Raw genomic sequence first — 21,391 nt, 5'->3', positions numbered from 1 at the left:
TTCTACACGGGATAGAAACTGTCTGTTGTTTCTATCTTAGCCCTGCAAACAGGTCCTTTTCCGGGAGGTCGGCGGGCACCCGCGAATGGATCAGCGTGTAGTCCTCCCAGGGCCATGCCCGGCGCTGCATGTCGGATGAAACGGCGAAAAAGAACCCCAGTGGGTCCACCTGCGTACGGTGCGCGCGGAGGGCATCATCCCGGGTTTCGAAGTAATCCCCGCAGTCCACCTGCGTAGTTGTCTGGTGCGCGGGCGGCGGCGCCGTGTGCCCCTCGGCGTCGGCCTCAAGCCAGGCCGCGAGGCGTTCAGCGTACGGCGATTGGAGCCCTGCCTCTTCGAGGGCGAAATGCAGGGCACGGAAGCGTTCGGGGCTAAAGGCGCGGTCGTAGTAAAGCTTGCTCGGCGTCCAGGGCTCGCCGGTACCGGGGTACTTTTCGGGGTCCCCTGCAGCTTCGAACGCCTCCACCGCCACCCGGTGCGCCATGATGTGGTCCGGGTGCGGGTAGCCGCCCTTTTCGTCATAGCTGACAATGACGTGCGGCTTGAACTCCCTGACGAGGCGCACCAGCGGTGCCGCGGCACGGTGGAGCGGCTGCAGGGCGAACGACCCCGGCGGCAGCGGTGGGAGCGGATCCCCCTCAGGCAGCCCGGAGTCAACAAAGCCCAGCCAGCGCTGCTTCACTCCCAGGATGCGGGCGGCCTCGTTCATCTCCAGCCTGCGGGCCCCTGCCATGTCCCTCTTGGGGTGCGGCTCGCCTTCCATGGCAGGATTTTGGATGTCGCCGCGCGATCCGTCGGTGCAGGTCGCCACCATGACGTCTACCCCCGCCGCGGCATACATGGCCATCGTCGCGGCGCCCTTGCTGGATTCGTCATCCGGGTGGGCGTGCACGGCCAAGAGGCGGAGTGTAGGTGACGGACTCGTGGACGCTGTCATCTGGGACTGCTCCTCTTTCTACTGTTGCCGGGTGCAGTGCCGGGCACCGGATTTTTCCCCGGCGGATCGCCACTAAACTGGAATGGTGACTACCGAGGACAAGTCGGGCACTCCCCTGCCTGCAGACATTAGCCTAGCCAATCGCTATGGCGGTCCAAAGCGCAGGCTGTCCCGCAATGCCAAACGGGGTGCAGGGATTGCGGCCTTGGCGGCCGGCATCGGATTCCTGGCCTGGGTTTCGACGTCCTCGGCCATGTCCTCGGTCACATTCAAGGACATCGGCTACAGGACAGTCGACGCCACGCAAACGGAGGTGGACTTCCAGGTCTCCCGGGATCCGGGGACCGCCGTGAAGTGCGCGGTCAAGGCCCTTGACTCGAAGTTCGCCATCGTGGGCTGGAAAGTCGTGGACATCCCGACGGAGTCGGGACAGGGCGCAGCGACCGACGGCGGCCGCACCGTTGCCCTGCGCGAAGTTCTGCGGACTGAATCGCAGTCCGTCTCTGCCGTCGTGGACAGCTGCTGGGTCCCCGGCGCCGACCGGTAAAAATGTGACCCACGCCGCTCGCCCTTTGGGTTTAATCCACAGGATTGACTACAATGGACCAATACCTTTACCCCGCTGAGTTGGTTACTGAGTTCCACAAGTGGCCACCGTGGCGGGGTCTTTGCTTGTATGACCTGCTTGCTAACCACTAGAGGAGATGTCCGTGTCTACCACCAACAGCGCGCCTGCAGCTTGGCTTACCCAGGAAGCTTTTGACCGCCTGAAGGCAGAGCTGGACCACCTTTCCAGCGCCGGCCGGGCGGAAATCGTCCAGAAGATCGAAGCTGCGCGCCAAGAGGGGGACCTCAAGGAAAACGGTGGCTACCACGCCGCCAAGGAGGAGCAGGGCAAGATTGAGGCCCGCATCCGCCAGCTCACCCAGCTGCTCCGCGACGCCCATGTGGGCGAGGCTCCCGCAGATGACGGAATTGTTGAGCCCGGCATGATCGTTGTTGCCCGGATCGCTGGGGACGACGAGACGTTCCTGCTGGGTTCCCGTGAGATCGCCGGAGATTCCGACCTTGATGTCTTCAGCGAGAAGTCACCGCTCGGCGCGGCCATCATGGGCCACAAGGAGGGCGACACCCTGAGCTACACCGCCCCGAACGGCAAGGACATCACCGTCGAGATCCTGTCCGCCAAGCCGTACGTGGGCTAGCGGAAATTTACCTTTTGCGGATCCTGCCGCAACGCACGACGCCGGTCCTCCCCGAATTGCGGGAGGACCGGCGTCGCGCTTTAACGCGTTAGCCCCGGCGGGCTGAGTTACGGGCGCGCAGCACCACGGCCGCCACGACACCGCCGACGGCGCCGCCAAGGTGCGCCTGCCAGGAGACAAAGCCCGCCACGCTGGGAATCAGGCCGAACAGGATGCTGCCGTAGGCCATAAAGAGCACGACCGACAGCAGGATCTGCCACCAACTGCGGTTGAAGAAGCCGCGCACCAGGAGGAACGCAAAAAGCCCAAAGACCAGGCCGGACGCCCCCACCGTGATCCCGCGGTTGCCGATCAGCCAGACGGCAACCCCCGATCCCAGCCAGCTGCAGGCCATCGCGGTGAGGAAGACCCGCAGCCCCGACATGAAGACCAGGAACCCGAAAATAATCAGGGGCAGCGCGTTTGAAATGACGTGGTTCAGGTTGGCGTGCAGCAACGGAAACGTGAAGATGTCAAAGATGCCGTCCGCACTGCGGGGCCTGAGGCCGAACACCCGGTTCAGGCCATGCAGCAGCGCGGTGTTGACCAGCTCGAGCGCGAAGAGCAGCACCACGAACGAGCCCACCACCAGGAGCCCGCCCTTGGCCCGCGACGCCGGGGTGTCCCGCGCTGCCGGAGGTTCCCCTGGTGTTTCCAGCATCTTTAGCTCCTAGTGCACAACGATCGGCTGGAAGCCCTCGGCGCGCAGCGCGGCAAGGACCTGTTCTCCATGCTCGTGGCCCTTGGTCTCGAGGTTCACGGTGATGGAGACGTCTCCCATGCTGATGGAACCTCCCACCCGGGTGTGGTCAAGGCCCGTCACGTTGGCATCGTTCTCGGCGATGATCCGGGCAATGGTGGCGAGGGAACCGGGCCGGTCATCGAGCATCATCCGCACGGTCATGTACCGGCCTGCCGCTGAGAGGCCGCGCTGGATCACCTTGAGCATCAGCATGGGGTCGATGTTGCCTCCGGAGAGCACCACGGCAGTGGTACCCGGATTCTCGATCTTGCCGTCCATGAGGGCAGCCACACCTACGGCGCCGGCCGGCTCCACCACCATCTTGGCGCGTTCCAGCAGGAAGATCAGGGCACGTGCCAGGGAGTCCTCACTGACCGTGACCACGTCATCCACCAGTTCCCGGATGATGCTGAACGGAAGCTGGCCGGGCCGGCCCACGGCAATGCCGTCAGCCATGGTGGAAACCCTCTTCAGCGGCACCAGGGCGTCCGCCGCCAGCGACGGCGGGTAGGCGGCAGCGTTCTCGGCCTGCACGCCGATGATGCGGATCTCCCGGCCGAGCTCCTTGGCCCGTGCCTTGACTGCCACCGCCACGCCCGCCAGCAGGCCGCCGCCGCCGACCCCCATGAGGATGGTGTCGACGTCGGGCACCTGTTCGAGGATTTCCAGCCCGAGGGTTCCCTGGCCGGCCACGACGTCCACGTTGTCGAAGGGGTGGACGAAGACCGCGCCGGTGTCGTCAGAGTAGCGCTGCGCCTCGGCGAGTGCCTCGTCCACGTTATGCCCGTGCAGGATCACCTCGGCTCCATGGCTCCGGGTGGCGGCGAGCTTCGGAAGCGCGACGCCGAGCGGCATGTAAATCCGCGCCTTGATGCCCAGGCTCTTCGCGGCGACCGCCACGCCCTGCGCGTGGTTGCCCGCGGACGCCGCCACGACGCCGCGTTTCTTGTCCGCCTCGGAAAGACGTGCCATCCGGACGTAGGCGCCGCGGACCTTGAAGGAGCCGGCGCGCTGGAGGTTCTCGCACTTGAAGAAGACCTTGCCGCCCACCATCCCGCCCAACGCCCGGGATGATTCGACGGGCGTCCGGGTAATGATCCCGTCAAGCAGCTTCTGCGCCTCAAGGACATCGTCCAGCGTGACGGGAAGGCTTTCAGGGGTATTCACGAACTATTCTCCTTTGGGAAATTCAGCTTCGGAGCCCGGCGCAGACTGTCTGGCCGGAGCACCTGTTCCACGATCGGCGTCTTTGCCGTGGCCGGGACTCGCACCCGGCAACCGGACTTCCTTGATGGTGTTGTCCTGGTCTGCGCTGGCCGGACCTGCCACGACACCGCCGCGCGCGCCAGCCAGCACTTGATCATGTTCCCACGTTCTGCCTGCAATATACCGAATCGCCGAGTTTGCTACGGCCAGGATGGGCACCGAGAAGAGCGCTCCGGGGATCCCCGCGAGGTAGGAACCGGCCGCGACGGCGAGGATAACGGCCACGGGGTGCAGTGCCACGGCCTTGCCCATGACGAGCGGCTGCAGGATGTGGCTTTCCAGTTGCTGGACCAGGAGCACGATGCCCAGCATCACCAGGGCGTTGACGGGTCCGTTGGCAACAAGCGCCAGCAGCACGGCGATGGCGCCGGTCACCAGGGCGCCAACCACCGGAATGAAGGAGCCGATGAACACCAGCACAGCAAGGGGCAGCGCCAGCGGGACACCGATAATGGCCGCGCCCGCTCCGATGCCCACCGCATCAACGAAGGCCACGAACATCTGGATCCGCGCATAGCTGACCATCGAGGCCCAGCCGCGCCGGCCGGCACCGTCGGCGGGAATACGGGCACGCCGGGGCAGAAGCCGGACCAGGAAGGCCCAGATCCGGTCACCCTCGAGCAGGAAGAAGATCAGGATGAACAGGGCAAGGATCATCCCCGCGGCGAAGTGCCCCGCCGTGCTGCCGAAGGAAAGAGCCCCGCTGAGGATGCTGCTGCTGTTGTTTTGCAGCGCCGCCGTTCCCTCGCGGATGTACTGGTCAATCTGTGCTGCCGACAGGTGGAGGGGCCCCTCAACCAGCCAGGTCTGGACCTGCTGGACTCCGGCCAGGGCCTCGCTCCACAATGCCTGGAACCCCAGGGCCAACTGCCGCCCTACCAGCGCCAACGATGCCGCGATCACCCCGATAAAGGCAAGGATCGTGATGGCGACAGCTGCTCCGTTGGGAATCCGCTGCGAGCGCAGCCACTGCACCACGGGGCTGAGCAGGCCTGCGAGCAGGGCCGCGACCATGACCGGAATGATCAGGAAGCTGATCTTGCCGAGCAGCCATACCAGGGCGCCCACTATCAGCAGGATCAGCCCCAGCCGCCAGGACCACGCCGCAGCGATGCGGACACCGTAGGGAATGTCCTGCTCGAGTTCGCGTTCGGTCCGGGGCCGCGGGGGCGGAAGGATGGTTGTCCTGACCGGTTCTTCTGGTGTGGCGTCCTTGGCTGGCGTCATAGCCCCATAATTCCCTAGCTGTGCGGCTATGGGAAACGCAGCGTCGCAGCCGCGCTGGCGGCGCCGCAGATCAGGAAGCGCTGTCCACCGACGCGCTGATCCCCCAGGACATCGTGAATGACTCATTCGGCGCAAGCCAGCGGAGGCCGTGGCCGGAGTTGAACGCATTGGCCGGGCCGGTCATTGGCTCAAGGGCCACGGCCTTGGGCCTGCCCGGATACTTGCTGGACACGAAAACGTGGACGAAGGCGCAGCCGGCGTCCTGCCACAGGCTGACGCTGCGGCCGTCGGCCGCTGTCAGCGTGTGGCGGGCAATGCCGCCGTCGAAGTCCAGGTCCGTCAGGGACACATCGATGTCGAGCTCGCCCACCTTCCTTCCCTGCCGCAGGTCAGTGTCGCCGCTGACAGGCTCGGAGCTCCGTGGAATGAGCCTGTCGTCCGCTACGAGCCGCGTCCCGGCGTGAACGGTCAAGGTCAGCTCCTCGCTGGGAATCCCGCCCAGGCGAAGATAAGGGTGGGCTCCCAATACGAAGGGTGCGTCCGCACTCGAGTCGTTGACCAGCGTCTGGCGCACCACCAGGCCCAGATCCTCGGCCAGGGAATACTCCACCTGGTGCCTTACGAGGAACGGGTAGCCGTGCTGGGGGAAAACCGGGGCCTCCAGGGTCACCGAAAACTCAGACTCGGACACCAGGGCGTACCCGGCGTTGCGCAGCAGCCCGTGGCTCGCGTTGTTCTTTGGAACCTCAGTGATGTCCAGTTGCTGCTTCGTGCCATTGAGGTGCCAGACGCCGTCTTCCACCCGGTTTGCCCAGGGCGCCAGCGTAATGCCGTTGCCGCCTGGCGGGATATCGGCGTCTCCGTAGGACTCCGTCAGCTGGATACCGCCGCGGCTGTACCAGCGCAGGCCCGCGGCCAGCTCCGTCACGACCGCGAGTGCATCCCCCCGCCTCAGTTCGTACTGCCGCCCGGTGGCGAAACGCCTCCGTTCGGGCTGGTCAACGCTGGATTCAGAAAAGGCGCCGGAAGTCATGGAGATACCGTAACAGCGTGCGGGCGCTCCTGGACCTCCCTGGATTGTTCTATTTTGTTAGAAACTATTTGTTTTTGAGCGTTTTATGCCACAATGGTGGTGTAGATACCGGGCCATGGGCGTCCGAGACAGGTCAGAATGAGGAGGGCAATGCTCGCAGCGCAGCGCCAGCACCTGATCCTCCAGGAACTCGAAGCGCAGGGCACAGTCCGTGTTGCCGCCCTGTCCGCTTCCTTCGGCGTCTCGGAAATGACGGTACGGCGCGATATTGACGCGCTGCACGCCGACGGCCTGCTGCTCCGGGTTCACGGCGGTGCCACGCGCACGGGCACCTATGGTGCCGTCGAACCTGCGTTCCTCAGCAAGGCTGCCCAGGAAACAGAAGCCAAGCGTGCCATGGCCGCCGAAGCGCTGAAGCTGCTGCGGCCGGACATGACCCTGCTCATCTCGGGCGGCACCACAACCTACGAGTTCGCCCGTCTCCTCCCCCGCAACCTCGGCCTGACGGTGGCCACGAATTCCATCATGGTGGCCAACGCGCTGCCCGGCCCTGCGCCTTCAGGAACCGCCCGGCCGGCCACGGAGGACGGCGGAATCCGGACCCTGGTGCTGGGCGGCCAGCGGACACCCTCTGAAGCTCTGGTGGGCCCGGTCACGATGCATGCCATGGAACACCTGCACGCGGACCTCTGTTTCATGGGAGTCCATGGCATCGACCCGCAGGCAGGCATCACCTCGCCCAACCTCCTCGAAGCGGAGGTCAATGCAGCCATGATCGCGGCCTCGGGAACGCTGGTGGTACTGGCCGATGCCACCAAATACGGGCTGGTCGGACTGGCCGGAATCGCGCCTCTTTCGGCTGTTCACACGCTGGTCACCGACGCCCGGATCCGTACCGGGCGGGACGGCCCCGCGGCGGCACGCCTGCTCCGGGAAACCATCCGCGACGTCCGCATCGTACCGCTCTCCTCCTCCGCTGGACATCCCCCGCGGGGAGTGCCCCCCGAGCCTGCAGCAGGCTTCCCCGCCCAACCCCCGGCTGACCGGAACCTTCCGGTTACAGCGACCAAAGGACATGACACATGACCCAGATCACCAGCACCCATCTCGCCGACGGCCGGGAACTGCTCTATTTCGACGACGCCGGATCCGCCCGGCCGCGGTCAGTGGAGACGACGCCCGACCGCCGTGACCTCCCGGCCCGCGGTGAACCCGGCGAGGTCCGGTTCGACGCACTCACGGGGGAATGGGTTGCGGTGGCCGCCCACCGCCAGACCCGCACGCACCTCCCCCCGGCCGACCAGTGCCCGATCTGCCCCACCACCGATGCCAATCCCTCGGAAATCCCGGCGCCGGACTACGACGTCGTGGTGTTCGAGAACCGCTTTCCCTCCCTCGGGCCGGCCGTGGGCCCGGTCCCGGACCGCCCGGGCTGGGGCACCACGGGTCCCGCCTTCGGCAGGTGCGAGGTGGTCACCTTCACACCGCAGCACACCGGATCATTCAGCGGCCTCACCGAAACGCGCGCCCGGACCGTGGTGGAGGCCTGGGCGCACCGCACGGCAGCGCTCAGCGCACTGCCCGGCATCAAGCAGGTTTTCCCGTTCGAGAACCGGGGAGCGGACATCGGAGTTACGCTGCACCACCCGCACGGCCAGATCTACGCCTACCCGTACGTCACACCGCGCGCCGCCGTCATGGGGGCAGCCGCCCGCAAGTTCTACGACGCCGCCGACGGCACCCAGACACTGACCGGTTCCCTCCTCAAGGCAGAACGGGAGGACGGCAGCCGGATGGTCATGGAAAGCGACAGCTTCAGCGCCTACGTCCCGTTCGCCGCCCGCTGGCCCCTTGAAATCCATCTCGTGCCCCACCGCCAGGTCCCGGACCTGGCTGCCCTCAGCGGCGAGGAAAAGGACGAGCTGGCACACGTTTACCTCGACCTGCTCAAGCGCCTCGACGCCCTGTACCCGACGCCGACCCCCTACATCTCCGCGTGGCACCAGGCACCGGTCGATGACGTGCTCCGCCCGGCCAGCTACCTGCACCTGCAACTCACCTCACCGCGCCGCGCGGCCGACAAGCTAAAGTTCCTCGCAGGGTCCGAGGCGGCCATGGGGGCCTTCATCAACGACACCACTCCGGAGCTCGTGGCGGAACGGCTCCGCGCCGTCACCGTCCCTGCCTCACCGGCCGAACAACTCGCCCCGTCCGCCCCGGCACTGATCGAAGGAGCCCACGCATGACCGCCGCCGGCACCGCCCACCTGGCAGAACAGTTCAGCAGCGCCTTCGGCCGGGAACCGGACGGCGTCTGGCAGGCCCCCGGCCGGGTCAACCTGATCGGCGAGCACACCGACTACAACGAGGGCTTCGTGCTGCCGTTCGCGATCGATAAAACGGCGCGCATTGCCGTCGGAGTCCGCACTGACTCAACGGTCCGCCTCCTGTCCACCTACGGCGATCAGGGCATGACAACGGCAGATACGGGGCAGCTGGAGGCACAGTCCGCCAAGGGCTGGACCAAATACCCCCTCGGCGTGATGTGGTCGCTGCAGCAGCGCGGCATCGACGTTCCGGGCCTGGACCTGCTCCTGCATTCGAGCGTGCCCCTGGGCGCCGGGCTCTCCTCGTCCCATGCCATCGAGTGCGCTGTGATCTCCGCACTGAACGACATCACCGGCGCGGCCCTCAGCCCCGAGGACATGGTTCTGGCCACACAGCGCGCCGAGAACGACTTCGTCGGTGCGCCCACGGGCATCATGGACCAGTCCGCTTCGCTGCGCGGCTCGGCAGGCCACGCCGTGTTCCTGGACTGCCGCGACCAGAGCGTCGAACTGGTGCCGTTTGAGGCCGAAGCCGCGGGCCTGGTCATGCTGGTGATCGACACCAAGGTTTCCCATTCCCACGCCGACGGCGGGTACGCCTCGCGCCGCGCCTCCTGCGAACTGGCTGCTGAGGTGCTTGGCGTCAAGGCGCTGCGCGACGTCGCCCCGGGTGATCTTGAGGAAGCCGGCGGGCTCCTGGATGAGGTCACGTTCCGCAGGGTGCGCCACATAGTCACCGAGAACGACCGGGTGCTGCAGACTGTGGAGCTGCTGCGCCGGCAGGGGCCATCCTCGATCGGGCCGCTCCTGGACGCCAGCCATGTTTCCATGCGGGATGATTTCGAGATTTCCTGCCCCGAGCTGGACCTGGCAGTCGAAACATCCCGGGCCAACGGCGCCATCGGCGCGCGGATGACGGGCGGCGGCTTCGGCGGGGCCGCCATTGCCCTGACGCCGGTGGCAGCGGAGCGGCGGGTGCGGACCGCCGTCGAACAGGCCTTTGTCCGGGCGGGATTTACCGCACCGGACATCTTCACCGTCACCCCGGCGGCAGGGGCGATGCGGCTGGCGTAGCTCGGGCGTAGGCTGGGCCCATGCCGGAAGCAGTCATTGTTTCAACCGCCAGAAGCCCGATCGGCCGCGCCTTCAAAGGCTCCCTGAAGGACGAGCGCCCGGATGACATGGCAGCCGCCATGGTGGGCGCAGCGCTGGCCAAGCTGCCGTCCTTCGATCCGACAGGAAACAGCGGCCCCGGACTGGATGACATCTATCTGGGATGCGCCGAGCCCAGCGGCGAGGCCGGTTCGAACATGGCGCGGGTGGTCACCATCCTCGCCGGCCTGGACACGGTCCCAGCCTCCACCGTCAACCGGTTCTGCGCCTCAAGCCTGCAGACCGTCCGCATGGCCTTCCACGCGATCAAGGCGGGCGAGGGCCATGCCTTCGTGAGCGGCGGCGTCGAGGCGGTCTCCCGGTACCAGAACTGGGCAGGCGCGGGTGAAACGGACGCCGGCAACCACAACCCGCTGTTCACACCGGCGCGCCAGCGGACAGCGGCACGGGCCGAGTCCAACACGCCGTGGACGGACCCGCGGCTGGGCGGGCGGATGCCGGACATTTACATCGCCATGGGGCAGACGGCCGAGAACGTGGCCACGTCCTACGGCATCGGCCGTGAAGAGCAGGACTCCTGGGCTGTGCTGAGCCAGAACCGGGCAGAGGCTGCCATCGCCTCCGGATTCTATGCCAGGGAAATCACGCCTTATGAGCGGCGCGACGGCACCGTCGTGGACCGGGACGATTCGCCCAGGCCCGGAGTCACCCTCGACGCCGTCGGCGCCCTGCAGCCCGTTTTCCGCCGGGAGGGAACCGTCACGGCCGGCAACGCCTGCCCCCTCAACGACGGCGCGGCCGCCCTGGTCATCATGAGCGACTCCCGGGCACGGGAGCTGGGACTGGAGCCGCTGGCCCGCATCGTTTCGACCGGCGTCAGCGCACTCTCCCCCGAACTGATGGGCATGGGCCCGGTGGAATCCACGCGGCGTGCCCTGGCGGCCGCCGGACTGCAGATCGGCGACATCGACCTCGTGGAGCTTAACGAGGCCTTCGCCGTGCAGGTGGTTGCCAGCGCCCGCGAGCTGGGGATCGACTCAGGAAAGCTCAACATCCACGGCGGCGCCATTGCCCTGGGCCACCCCTTCGGCATGACCGGAGCCCGCATCACCACCACGCTGCTCAACGGCCTCCGCGAGACGGATGGAACCCTGGGCCTGGCGACGCTTTGCGTGGGCGGCGGACAGGGCATGGCCCTGGTGCTGGAACGGCTCAGCTGACTCCTGCCGGCGGCCCCGGCAGGGACATCGGTCGGGACATCCAGCGGGACATCCAGCGGGACGCAAAGAGGGCCCCGCGTGAAGCGGGACCCTCTTTGTCAGTCGGATTCAGTTGGAGCACGACGGCGTCTGCCGTCGTGTCGTTCTATTCTTCGCCGCGCAGGATGGACAGCAGGCGGATGATTTCCACGTACAGCCAGACCAGCGTGACGGTCAGGCCGAAGGCCGCCGTCCAGGAGAAGCGCTCGGGGGCACCCGCCCGGACACCTGCTTCGATGCTCGTGAAGTCCATGATCAGCGAGAACGCGGCCAGGCCGATGGCGAGGATGCCGATGAACACACCGAGCGGAATTCCGAAGATTTGAATGCTCGTGCTGAGGCCGAACGGGGACTGTACCGCGCCGGTCCAGACCATCACCATATTGACCAGGGCAAACACCGCGTAGCCGATCATGGCGATCATGAAGAAGCGCATCGCCTTGGGAGTGGCGCGCACCTTGCCGCTCCTAAAGAGCAGGAGGGTAACGGCGAATACGGAGAGCGTGCCGATAACGGCCTGCAGTCCGACACCCGGGAACATGCCGTCCAGGATGCGGGTCAGTCCGCCAAGGAACAGCCCTTCAAGGCCGGCATACGCCAGGATAAGTGCAGGTGACGGCTGCTTCTTGAACGTGTTGACGAGGGCAAGCACGAAGCCGCCCAGCGCGCCCACGATCATCAGCATGCTGGCAAGCGGCAGGCTCACGAACAGCGTGACGGCGGCACCGACCATCACGGCGCCGAGGCAGGCTGCTGTCTTGATGATGACGTCGTCATACGTCATCCGCCCGGTTTCGGCCGGCCCGGCGGCGGGCCGGTTGTACATCTGCTGGAGCTGGTCCTGCGTCATGTTCTGCTGGGCAGCCCAGCCTGGTGCGTCCATAACGGGGGCCTGGCCGTAGCCGCCCTGGCCGTACGGATTCTGGCCATACTGGTTCTGCCCGTACGCCTGCGGGACAGGCGGTGCCTGGGTGGCTCCACGGAAGTTCTTTCCGTTGAAGATCGGGTTTCCGCCAAGTGCCATTGCGGGTGTCCTCCATATAAGGGGTTGTGGGGATCTTTCCTTAGTTCAAACTATCAATTTCCACGCGCCAGCGGCAGGGAAAGTTCCGTCGGCGCCGGCGCCGACACGGAATTGTGATCAACTCCAGTCCGAAGCCGGCTCAGAGGCCGCTACAGGACTGTTTAGGAATACTGGCACACAACAAAAGTTTTCATTAGCCTAACTGAAACACAGGCCTTGACCGGCTTCACAGTTGTTATCTGATCGCTATACAGCGACCACCTTTGACGGCAAGGTTTGTACTGCCCGCGCTGTAACATGAGCGAAGTAGGGTGACACATATCACAAAGAGTCAACAGCATTACGGGAACCACGAGCATCGCATCGCACCACCAGCTGTCATCTTCTCCGTTCACAGTGGCTGCAAGGAAAGCAACCACGACCACCCCCATGTGGAGGTTTTCAATTTGAGACGCACACCGAGAGGCCTGCCGCGCAGGCGTCCGGCCGGACTGCTGAGGTTTATGGGGGCTATCGCCGCCAGTATCCTCGCTCTCCTGCTTGTCGCTGCACCAGCATCGCAGGCCGCCACCCCCTCTCCGACACCACCCACGTCGAACCAGCAGTTCCAGAACAGCATCAGCGGCTTCCTACGTGATGATGCGCGCGCCCCCATCGAAGGCGTGAAGATTACAGCCAAGAGCGGTGACTTCACCGGAACAGCAACCTCGGGTGCCAACGGGTCCTGGCGAATAGCGGTTCCAACCCAGGGAACCTACGAAATCGAACTCGATGAGTCCACCCTGCCGGAAGGCATCAAGCTCGCCGAGGGCCAGGCCAACCCGCGCAACGTGACCTTCAGCCAGACATCGAACCTTTCCGTGATTTTCGCGTTTGGCAAGGGCATCGTGGTCCAGCAGCAGGACTTCGGCCAGAACCTGCTTAACCGTCTGGTGGCTGGCCTGAGCTTCGGCCTCCTGCTCGCCCTCGCCTCCGTGGGACTGTCCCTGATCTTCGGCACTACAGGTCTCACCAACTTCGCGCACGGCGAGATGGTCACCCTTGGCGCTGTCCTGGTCTTTGCCTTTAGCGCAATGAACCTGCCGTTCTGGCTGGCCATCATCCTTTCCCTGTTGTGTGGCGGCCTGTGGGGGTATGCCCAAGACCGCGGCCTCTGGAAACCGCTGCGGAGCCGGGGAACCGGCCTCGTCCCGATGATGATCGTCAGCATCGGCCTCGCACTGGCGGTCCGGTACATCATCCAGTTCTACTTCGGAGGCGCCACCCAGCAGCTCCCGTTCGCGCAGAGCGCGGAGATACAGATCGGCCCGGTTTCGATCTCCCCCAACAATCTGTGGTCCCTGGTGATTAGCGCCATCGTCATCGCGCTGATCGGCATCGTGCTCCTCAAGACCCGGCTCGGCAAGGCCACCCGCGCGGTGGCGGACAACCCGGCGCTGGCAGCTGCTTCCGGAATCGATGTTGACGGCGTCATCCGGCTTGTCTGGATCGTGGGCGGCGTGCTTGCCTCCCTCGGCGGCATCCTGTGGGCCTACTACCGCCCCGGCGTCACCTTCGACATGGGCTCGCAGATCCTGCTGCTCATCTTTGCGGGCGTTACGCTCGGCGGCCTCGGCACCGTCTTCGGTGCCCTGATCGGATCCGTCATCGTCGGAATTTTCGTCGAACTGACCACCGTGTTCGGCCTTGCAGCCGACCTTAAGTACGTGGGAGCACTGTTCATCATGATTGTTGTCCTCTTGTTCCGGCCCCAGGGCATTTTGGGCCGTCGCGAGCGCGTGGGTTAGGAGACAGCCATGGACTTCGGATTCATACTTTCCAGCGCCGCGAGCGAGATCTTCAGCCCGACGACGGCGGCATACGCGCTGGCCTCGCTCGGCCTTGCGGTTCACTTCGGTTACTCGGGCCTGCTGAACTTCGGCCAGGCCGGCTTCATGGCAGTCGGTGCCTACGGCTTCGCCATCTCCACGCTGACGTTTGGTGTTCCCTTTTTTGTGGGCCTGCTGATCGCCGTCATCTGCTCCGTCTTGTTCGCGTTGGTGTTGGGTATCCCCACCCTCCGGCTGCGAGCCGACTACCTCGCCATTGTCACCATCGCTGCGGCGGAAATCGTCCGCTACGTGGTCACCACGAACCAGCTCACCGCTGTGACTGGATCAGCAAACGGACTGGCCGCCTTCGAAGGTGGGTTCTATGCCATGAACCCGTTCCCCGAAGGCTCCTACGTCGGGATGAACAACCGTGACTTCTTTATCCGGGTCGTGGGCTGGGGACTCGCCGTCATCTGCTGTCTTATCGTCTGGCTCCTCATGCGCAGCCCTTGGGGACGCGTTCTCAAGGGCATCCGCGAGGACGAGAACGCGGTGCGCTCACTAGGCAAGAACGTCTATGCCTACAAGATGCAGGCCCTCGTCATCGGAGGCATCCTCGGCGCATTGGCGGGGATGGTCTTCACGCTCCCCCGCGGCGCCGTCCAGCCCGCCAACTATGGCACGGAGCTGACGTTCTTCCTGTGGACCTGCCTGCTGCTGGGCGGCATGGCCACAGTACTGGGGCCTGTCATCGGCGCGATGATCTTCTGGGTGGTCCTGTCCCTGACACAGGGCATTCTCTACGGCCTGATCGAATCAGGCGCAGTGACCTGGCTTACCACCGTCCAGGCCGGGCAGTTGCGCTACATCCTGGTGGGCATCGCCCTGATGCTGCTAATGATCTTCAGGCCGCAGGGTGTCTTTGGTAACAAGAAGGAGCTGGCGTTCGCATGAGCCACGGCGCACATTCAATGAGCAACCCGGACCGCAACACCGCAAGTACCGTAAAAACGGCAAACACCAACGGCAACGACAGCGACGCCGGCACCAACTATATGACGGACAGCAACCCGATTGCCGTCGGAGAGAACACCCCCGGCTGCAAGAAGCGGGACCCGATCGTCGTCGCCGAAAACGTGACACGCAGCTTTGGGGGCATTAACGCCGTCGACGTCGACTATCTTGAGATCCCGCGTCACAAGATCACCGCCCTGATCGGCCCCAACGGGGCAGGCAAAACCACCCTCTTCAACCTGCTCACCGGCTTCGACACCCCGAATTCCGGCAAGTGGCAGTTCGAAGGGCAAAGCATCGCCGGCGTGTCTCCCTACAAGGTTGCACGCATGGGCATGGTCCGCACCTTCCAGCTCACCAAGATTATGGGCAAGCTGACGGTGATGGAGAACATGCGCCTGGGCGGCTCCGACCAGCCAGGCGAACGGCTGTCCAAGGCTCTGTTCAAAGGGATCTGGGGCGGCAGGGAAAAGGAAATCACCGCCCAGGCCAACGTCCTGCTTGAGAAGTTCAAGCTGGACGCAAAGAAAGACGACTACGCGGCATCGCTGTCCGGCGGCCAGCGCAAGCTGCTCGAGATGGCGCGTTCCCTCATGGTCCGGCCCAAACTGGTGATGCTCGATGAGCCGATGGCAGGTGTCAATCCTGCCCTCACGCAATCCCTGCTGGACCACATCAAGAACCTGAAGGCTGAGGGCATGACCGTCCTCTTCGTAGAACACGACATGAACATGGTCCGCCACATCGCTGACTGGGTCGTTGTCATGGCCGAGGGAAAGATCGTGGCTGAGGGACCTCCCGGGGAAGTCATGAAGAACCCCGCCGTGATTGACGCGTACCTGGGCGCCCACCACGATGTCGACCTTGGTGACACCGAAGGGATCAAGGAACTGGAAGCAGTGCTTGAAGCCGACGAGGAATCCATTGTGGGAACCGAGAACGCCGGCATCATCGCGGTTGAATCAGTGGTCCCGGACGTCCAGAAGGCCGACCTTAAGCAACCAGACCTTAGCCCGGAAGCCCTCCAGAAGCCGGGTGACGATGAGCCCAACTCCCCGCAGTCCGGATTGGCAGAACCTGGCCGCACAGACAAGGATAAAGAATGAGTGCCACGAGCGCAGCCCCATCGGCCCAAGAGGCATCGGCGGATGGCGCCGTAGTAAAGGTCACCAATCTGGTGGCGGGCTACCTCCCCGGCGTGAACATCCTCAATGGCTGCAGCATCGAGGCGCGCAAGGGTGAGCTGATCGGCATCATCGGACCCAACGGTGCCGGCAAGTCCACGCTGCTGAAGGCCATGTTCGGCCTGGTGAAAGTCCATTCAGGATCCGTGATTGTGCGCGGGAACGACATCACGGGGCTCAAGGCGAACAAGCTCGTCACCCAGGGCGTGGGCTTCGTGCCGCAGAACAACAACGTGTTCGCCACCCTCACCATCGAGGAGAACATGCAGATGGGCATGTTCCAGCGGCCCAAGGACTTCGCCAAGCGCTTCGACTTTGTCACCAGCCTGTTCCCCGAGCTCGGCAAACGCCGTGCCCAGCGTGCCGGCTCCCTGTCCGGCGGCGAGCGCCAGATGGTGGCGATGGGGCGTGCGCTGATGATGGAACCAGCCGTACTGCTGCTGGACGAACCGTCGGCAGGCCTCTCCCCGGTCAAGCAGGATGAGACCTTCCTGCGCGTCCACGAGATCAACCGGGCAGGCGTGTCCGTGATCATGGTGGAACAGAACGCCCGCCGCTGCCTGCAGATTTGCGACCGCGGCTACGTCCTGGACCAGGGCAAGGACGCGTACACGGGAACCGGCCGGGAACTCATGAAGGACCCGAAGGTCATCCAGCTGTACCTGGGAACGCTGGCCGACGAAGTCTAGGCCGCACACCCGAGAACCCAGAAGGGCCGTCACCGATCCGGTGGCGGCCTTTCTGCATGCCGTTTTGCAGGCCGTTCTGGGCGCTCCGCGGTGCCCTGCCGCGCGCTGCTGCGTGCCTGCGCATCAGGCTGCACCGCTGTGGCGCCGATGTGGTGCCGGTGCCCGGGGCACTTCCGTGCGCAGCAGAAGGGCCCCCGTCCTGCAGGACGGGGACCCTATCTTTCCAGCTGGAGAAAGCGGCTTTACAGCTTGCCGAATTCTTCCTTGGACGGCGCGTACTTGTTGTCGTCCTGGTACTCGTAGATTCCGATGAAGGCCTCGGTGGGGTCACCCTTGTCCGAGAAGGTCACCGGGCCGGACTGGCCGTCGTAGTCGATGTCCTGGCCGTTGCGGAGAAGCGTGACGCAGGACGCGAAGTCGTTGCACTTCTCGCCGGCTTCCGACACCGCCTTAAGCTGCTTGGCAATCTCGGTGCCCTTGGTGCTCTTGGCAGCCTCTGACGCCAGCGCGATCAGGTTGACTGCGTCGTAGGACTCACCCGCGTAGCTGTAGTCCTTCAGGGCCGGATCGATGGCGAGGAGCTTCTTCTTGAAGTCTTCCTTCGCGAAAGTGCCCGGGATGGTTCCCTGGGCGCCCTTCAGCGTTCCGGGCTTGAAGTCCTTGCTGTAGTCGGACGTGTTGCCGTCCACCATGAACAGCTGCGTGGGCTTGACGCCCTTGCCGGTCAGCAGCGGCACGATGCTCTTGGCCTGGTCAAAGGTGATGAGGGCAATGGCATCCGGCTTGGCGGCAATGACCTTGTCCACCTGGCTGCTGAACTGCGAGTCGCCCTCGTTGAAGAGTTCCTCGGCCACAACCTGGCCACCCGCTGCTTCAAAGGCTTCCTTGACGTTCTTCTGCAGGCCGGTGCCGTAGGCATCGTTCAGGACGATCATGCCGACGGTCTGTGCGCCACACGTTGCCATGTAGTTGCCCAGAACCTTGCCCTGCAGCACGTCGGACGGAGCCGTGCGCCAGTAGAGGTTCTTGTCCTCCCACGTGGTGAAGTCCGGCGAGGTGTTGGCGGGCGAGAACTGCACCACGCCGGCACCGGTGATCTGGTTGATCACCGTCTTGGACACACCGGAGGATGCCGCGCCGATGATGGCGCTGACGCCCTGGCCCAGCAGAGCCGTGGTGGACTGTGTTGCAATATCGGTCTTCGTGTCGCCGGAGTCGCGGTGGACCACCTGGACCGGCTTGCCCAGGACGCCGCCGGCGGCGTTGACTTCCTTGATGCCGAGATTCACACCGGCGATCTCGGGCGGGCCGAGGAACGCCAGCGACCCCGTTGTCGGCAGGAGCGATCCAATCTTCAGCGGCGTCGGCGTGGTGGTGGTCGACGGCGGCACGGAACCAGTCTTTGTTGCGGTGCTCGTGGCTCCGGCAGTGGCACTGGGCGCGGGGCAGGCGATGCCGCCTGCCCCGGCTGTGGTTTCCGTCGAGCCCGGAGTGGGGCTGCCGCCACAGGCCGTAGCCAGAAGGGCGACGCCGATGCTAAGCGCGGTTAGCTTAGCGACTCGGGGCGCCGCCTGGGGGAGTGAAATCATTTGAGAGTCTCCTCGATCGAAAGGTGCGAACGGCCTTTGATGCGATTGGTCAGGTGTTCCTGAGTTAGTTTTCAAGCTAGTGCAATTTGAGCGTGAACATAAGTGAGTAAGGTCACATCCTTATAACACTCGTTGCATATGGGACACCCGCGCCGAACGAGGAGAGAAAAGGGGAAAACAGCCAATTCCGGCCGTCAGCTCGCGGCCGGCCTGGTCCGGCCAGTCAACTGTGTACCCCAGGTGGGACTCGAACCCACAACACGCGGATTTTAAGTCCGCTGCCTCTGCCAATTGGGCTACTGGGGCGCCCGGTCAATGCTATCGCTTTCCGCTATCGCTTCCCGCCTTTGGCGGTACTTTCAATTGCGGAGAAGGGCTCGGCGTACCGGAAAGTCCCATGAACGCCGCCGGGCCACAGCGCAAGCGGCAGGAACTGGAAGGCGTCGCCCCAGAGCTTGTCGGGCGCCTCGATGCCCATCGAAGACGCCGGAACAAAGCCGAAGCGGGAATAGTAGTCCGTGCTGCCCAGCAGCGCGATGCCCCTCTCCCCCGCCGCGTTGGCCCGGATTACCGTTTCCCGCATCAGTGCCGAGCCGATGCCGTGGCGCTGCAGCCTGGGAGTGACTCCTATGGGTCCAAGGCCGAGCAGCTCAAGCCCGTCCGCCCAAGCGCGCGTGCTGATCGCGTGGCCTACGATTTCACCCTCGATTTCGGCGACGACACTGAGTTCCGGCAGATATTCGTCGCAGTCAAAGAGGCGGCGCAGGAGTTCCACCTCCACGGGTTCACCATCCACGGGCAGCCCGGTAACCGGTGACACAGAAAACGCCTCCGCCGTCAATGCGAGGATCGCCTCCCGGTCCTCGGGCTTCTCACTCCGCAGGCTCACCTCACGCGCTGGTTCCTGATCGGCTGCGTGCGCGGCAGTGAGCTCGGCCAGCACCTCAAGGGCACGGGCGGAATCACCCACCGGCACCAACAGGTGGTCGTGGTGGAAGCCCGCCAGCACATTGCAGCTGATCCTGGCGTCCGTGAGTGCCCTGCTCACGGCTGCCGTCAGGCCCACGGCCTCCAGCTCCGAGTGAACCTCGAGCGTGATCCAGGCGGCCACAAAGTCGTACTTCAGCCCCAGCGCATCCGCCTCGGCCCTGGGCAGCACCGCCGTCAGCCCTTCGGCCTCGCGCACTGCGGCCTCAATTCCCGAGGCAAGGGGCTTTCCGTGGGGCCAGAGCACGTACACGTACTCGCCGCTGCGGAGCACCGGATGCATGGTGGCCAGGAGCGTCTGGAGATTCGATTCACCGGTCATGCAGCCAGTCTAGACATCCTGACAGCAGCTAACCGGGACGCGGGGCGGAACCTGGGCGGACAACAGCAGCCCAAACAACGAAGCGGCCGCTCCCGGAAGGGAACGGCCGCCGTCGTCAGTTACTGCCTCTTACTTGGCTTTCGCCGCAACAGGATCCTTGGAACTCTTTTCGGCCGCGTCAGCGGGCTTCGGTTCCGGCGGTGCAACCGGAGCGGCAGCCGGCTTGGGCGCCGGGGTGGCAGCGGCCACGAAGGCGCCGCGCGGGTTGTCGAGGTCTTCCAGCTGCGTGGTGTCGCGACCCATGAAGAAGCTGAGGATCCAGCCGAAGATCACGCGGATCTTGCGCTCAACGGTGGGGATGGCCATGCCGTGGTAGCCGCGGTGTGCCAGCCACGCGAGGCCGCCCTTGAGTCCGATGCGGCCCAGGAGGTTAATGTTGGCAACACCCTTCCACTCGCCGAAGCCTGCCACTGCACCAAGGTTCTTGTGCTTGTAGTCGGTCAGCGGCTTTTCCCAGCGGGAAGCCCACAGGTTCTTGGCGAGCCGCTTGGCCTGGCGCAGCGCGTGCTGGGCGTTGGGGACGCAGGTGCCGTCCGGAAGGCCGCCACCGGTGAGGTCGGGCACGGCGGCGATGTCACCGGCTGCCCAGGCGTTCTCGATGATTCCTTCGTCGCCGGCGATGCGCAGGTCAGGAAGGACGCGGACACGACCGCGCGGCTCGAGCGGGAAGTCGGTGGAGCGGATCATCGGGTTTGCCTGCACGCCGGCAGTCCACACCAGTGTGTCCGACTCGAATTCCTGGGCCAGGGACTTGTCCGGCAGATTGATGAGCTTGAGCGAGCCCTCGGCGCTTTCAAGGGAGGTGTTCAGCAGCACCTCAATGCCGCGGCTGCGGAGGTGCTCCACAACCCAGACTGCCTGCTTCTCGGTGACCTCGGGCATGATGCGGCCCATGGCCTCGACGAGGACGAAGCGGACTTCCTCCTGCTTGACGCGGGGGTTGTTCTTGACGGCCGCGCGGGCGAGGTCTTCCATTTCAGTGATGCACTCGATGCCAGCGAAGCCGCCGCCGACAACCACGAAGGTCAGGGCGCGGGCGCGGGCAACGGGGTCCGTCATGGTGGAGCCGACCTCGATGCGCTCGAGGACCTTGTTGCGCAGCGCAACGGCCTCCTCGATGGTCTTCAGGCCGATGCCCTTGTCCGCCAGGCCCTTGATGGGGAACGTGCGGGTGATGGCACCCGCGGCCACCACGACGTCGAAGTAGGGCACCTCGAAGTTTTCGCCGCCGTCGGCCGGGGCAACCACGGCCGTGCGGTTGGCGTGGTCGATCGACGTGACCCGGCCCTGGATGAGCTCAGTCTGCTTGAGGTGCTGGCGGTGGGAGACCACGGCGTGGCGCGCCTCGATGTTGCCGCCGGCAACTTCGGGCAGGAACGGCTGGTAGGTCATGTAAGGCAGCGGATCGACGACGGTGACGATGCCACCGGCGTTCGCGATCTTCTTCTGCAGTTTGAGTGCTACGTACAGGCCGACGTACCCGCCGCCGACGACGAGTACCCGGGGACGGTCCTGGAGCTGAGGGGTGGTTGCCATGAATCCAGAATACAGTAGTTTGTGAAAA

Annotated in this window: 19 protein-coding genes and 1 tRNA gene; 10 read left to right on the top strand and 10 right to left on the bottom strand. The window is 64.9% G+C overall.

What is annotated here, in order from left to right:
* Positions 1 to 31: 31 nt before the first annotated feature.
* Positions 32 to 937, bottom strand: coding sequence for a mycothiol conjugate amidase Mca (gene mca / locus AC5RUM_RS05215; protein WP_494033956.1), 906 nt, complete (start codon positions 935 to 937; stop codon positions 32 to 34).
* Positions 938 to 1,022: 85 nt separating this feature from the next.
* Here mca and AC5RUM_RS05210 point away from each other — a divergent pair, with 85 nt between their 5' ends.
* Positions 1,023 to 1,484 carry a DUF4307 domain-containing protein gene (locus AC5RUM_RS05210; RefSeq protein ID WP_494033955.1) on the top strand — a complete coding sequence of 154 codons (462 nt, stop codon included), beginning with the start codon at positions 1,023 to 1,025 and terminating at the stop codon, positions 1,482 to 1,484.
* A gap of 163 nt (positions 1,485 to 1,647) precedes the next feature.
* The gene (gene greA, locus AC5RUM_RS05205; RefSeq protein ID WP_494033954.1) at positions 1,648 to 2,142 is read left to right on the top strand and encodes a transcription elongation factor GreA; all 495 of its coding nucleotides are present in this window, start codon (positions 1,648 to 1,650) and stop codon (positions 2,140 to 2,142) included.
* Positions 2,143 to 2,230: 88 nt separating this feature from the next.
* Here the strand turns inward: greA and AC5RUM_RS05200 are convergent, their stop codons facing one another.
* The 4 genes from AC5RUM_RS05200 to AC5RUM_RS05185 all read right to left on the bottom strand — a co-directional run bounded on the left by AC5RUM_RS05200 (position 2,231) and on the right by AC5RUM_RS05185 (position 6,449).
* Entirely contained in the window at positions 2,231 to 2,842 is a 612-nt protein-coding gene (locus AC5RUM_RS05200; protein WP_494033953.1) for a rhomboid family intramembrane serine protease, read from the bottom strand.
* A gap of 9 nt (positions 2,843 to 2,851) precedes the next feature.
* Complete coding sequence (ilvA, locus tag AC5RUM_RS05195; protein ID WP_494033952.1) at positions 2,852 to 4,090, bottom strand: threonine ammonia-lyase; 1,239 nt, start codon at positions 4,088 to 4,090, stop codon at positions 2,852 to 2,854.
* Positions 4,091 to 4,093: 3 nt separating this feature from the next.
* Positions 4,094 to 5,416 carry an AI-2E family transporter gene (locus AC5RUM_RS05190; protein ID WP_494033951.1) on the bottom strand — a complete coding sequence of 441 codons (1,323 nt, stop codon included), beginning with the start codon at positions 5,414 to 5,416 and terminating at the stop codon, positions 4,094 to 4,096.
* Between the two features lie 70 nt (positions 5,417 to 5,486).
* Complete coding sequence (locus tag AC5RUM_RS05185) at positions 5,487 to 6,449, bottom strand: aldose 1-epimerase family protein (RefSeq protein WP_494033950.1); 963 nt, start codon at positions 6,447 to 6,449, stop codon at positions 5,487 to 5,489.
* Positions 6,450 to 6,599: 150 nt separating this feature from the next.
* On the opposite strand from AC5RUM_RS05185, the gene AC5RUM_RS05180 reads away from it, so the two are divergent.
* The 4 genes from AC5RUM_RS05180 to AC5RUM_RS05165 are packed head-to-tail and all read left to right on the top strand — an operon-like array spanning position 6,600 to position 11,108.
* Positions 6,600 to 7,535 carry a DeoR/GlpR family DNA-binding transcription regulator gene (locus AC5RUM_RS05180; protein WP_494033949.1) on the top strand — a complete coding sequence of 312 codons (936 nt, stop codon included), beginning with the start codon at positions 6,600 to 6,602 and terminating at the stop codon, positions 7,533 to 7,535.
* The gene (galT, locus tag AC5RUM_RS05175; RefSeq protein ID WP_494033948.1) at positions 7,532 to 8,695 is read left to right on the top strand and encodes a galactose-1-phosphate uridylyltransferase; all 1,164 of its coding nucleotides are present in this window, start codon (positions 7,532 to 7,534) and stop codon (positions 8,693 to 8,695) included. Before AC5RUM_RS05180 ends, galT begins: the two co-directional genes overlap by 4 nt.
* A complete protein-coding gene (galK, locus tag AC5RUM_RS05170; RefSeq protein WP_494033947.1) occupies positions 8,692 to 9,849 on the top strand; it encodes a galactokinase in 1,158 nt (385 codons plus the stop codon). Before galT ends, galK begins: the two co-directional genes overlap by 4 nt.
* Before the next feature lie 20 nt (positions 9,850 to 9,869).
* Positions 9,870 to 11,108 (top strand): acetyl-CoA C-acetyltransferase, encoded by a 1,239-nt coding sequence (locus AC5RUM_RS05165; RefSeq protein WP_494033946.1) that lies wholly within the window; start codon positions 9,870 to 9,872, stop codon positions 11,106 to 11,108.
* Between the two features lie 145 nt (positions 11,109 to 11,253).
* Here the strand turns inward: AC5RUM_RS05165 and AC5RUM_RS05160 are convergent, their stop codons facing one another.
* Entirely contained in the window at positions 11,254 to 12,171 is a 918-nt protein-coding gene (locus AC5RUM_RS05160) for a Bax inhibitor-1/YccA family protein (protein WP_494033945.1), read from the bottom strand.
* 503 nt (positions 12,172 to 12,674) lie between these two features.
* On the opposite strand from AC5RUM_RS05160, the gene AC5RUM_RS05155 reads away from it, so the two are divergent.
* The 4 genes from AC5RUM_RS05155 to AC5RUM_RS05140 all read left to right on the top strand — a co-directional run bounded on the left by AC5RUM_RS05155 (position 12,675) and on the right by AC5RUM_RS05140 (position 16,869).
* Positions 12,675 to 13,958 carry a branched-chain amino acid ABC transporter permease gene (locus tag AC5RUM_RS05155; protein ID WP_494033944.1) on the top strand — a complete coding sequence of 428 codons (1,284 nt, stop codon included), beginning with the start codon at positions 12,675 to 12,677 and terminating at the stop codon, positions 13,956 to 13,958.
* Positions 13,959 to 13,967: 9 nt separating this feature from the next.
* Complete coding sequence (locus tag AC5RUM_RS05150; RefSeq protein WP_400578149.1) at positions 13,968 to 14,936, top strand: branched-chain amino acid ABC transporter permease; 969 nt, start codon at positions 13,968 to 13,970, stop codon at positions 14,934 to 14,936.
* A 101-nt stretch (positions 14,937 to 15,037) separates the two neighbouring features.
* Positions 15,038 to 16,102 (top strand): ABC transporter ATP-binding protein, encoded by a 1,065-nt coding sequence (locus tag AC5RUM_RS05145; protein WP_494034205.1) that lies wholly within the window; start codon positions 15,038 to 15,040, stop codon positions 16,100 to 16,102.
* Positions 16,099 to 16,869, top strand: coding sequence for an ABC transporter ATP-binding protein (locus tag AC5RUM_RS05140; protein WP_494033943.1), 771 nt, complete (start codon positions 16,099 to 16,101; stop codon positions 16,867 to 16,869). The genes AC5RUM_RS05145 and AC5RUM_RS05140 overlap by 4 nt, the downstream gene beginning before the upstream one ends.
* 242 nt (positions 16,870 to 17,111) lie before the next feature.
* Here AC5RUM_RS05140 and AC5RUM_RS05135 read toward each other — a convergent pair whose 3' ends face one another.
* The 4 genes from AC5RUM_RS05135 to AC5RUM_RS05120 form a co-directional block, all read right to left on the bottom strand.
* On the bottom strand, positions 17,112 to 18,458 hold the full coding sequence (locus tag AC5RUM_RS05135) for an ABC transporter substrate-binding protein (RefSeq protein WP_494033942.1): 1,347 nt from the start codon (positions 18,456 to 18,458) through the stop codon (positions 17,112 to 17,114).
* A gap of 232 nt (positions 18,459 to 18,690) precedes the next feature.
* Positions 18,691 to 18,764 (bottom strand) — tRNA-Leu (locus AC5RUM_RS05130).
* Between the two features lie 25 nt (positions 18,765 to 18,789).
* Positions 18,790 to 19,767, bottom strand: a complete 978-nt coding sequence (locus AC5RUM_RS05125; protein WP_494033941.1) for an N-acetyltransferase — start codon at positions 19,765 to 19,767, stop codon at positions 18,790 to 18,792.
* Positions 19,768 to 19,896: 129 nt separating this feature from the next.
* Positions 19,897 to 21,363 carry an NAD(P)/FAD-dependent oxidoreductase gene (locus tag AC5RUM_RS05120; protein WP_494033940.1) on the bottom strand — a complete coding sequence of 489 codons (1,467 nt, stop codon included), beginning with the start codon at positions 21,361 to 21,363 and terminating at the stop codon, positions 19,897 to 19,899.
* Positions 21,364 to 21,391: the final 28 nt, after the last annotated feature.

The sequence above is a fragment of the Arthrobacter sp. B2060 genome (genome assembly GCF_059090445.1).
This window is presented reverse-complemented; position numbering and strand designations above follow the sequence as displayed.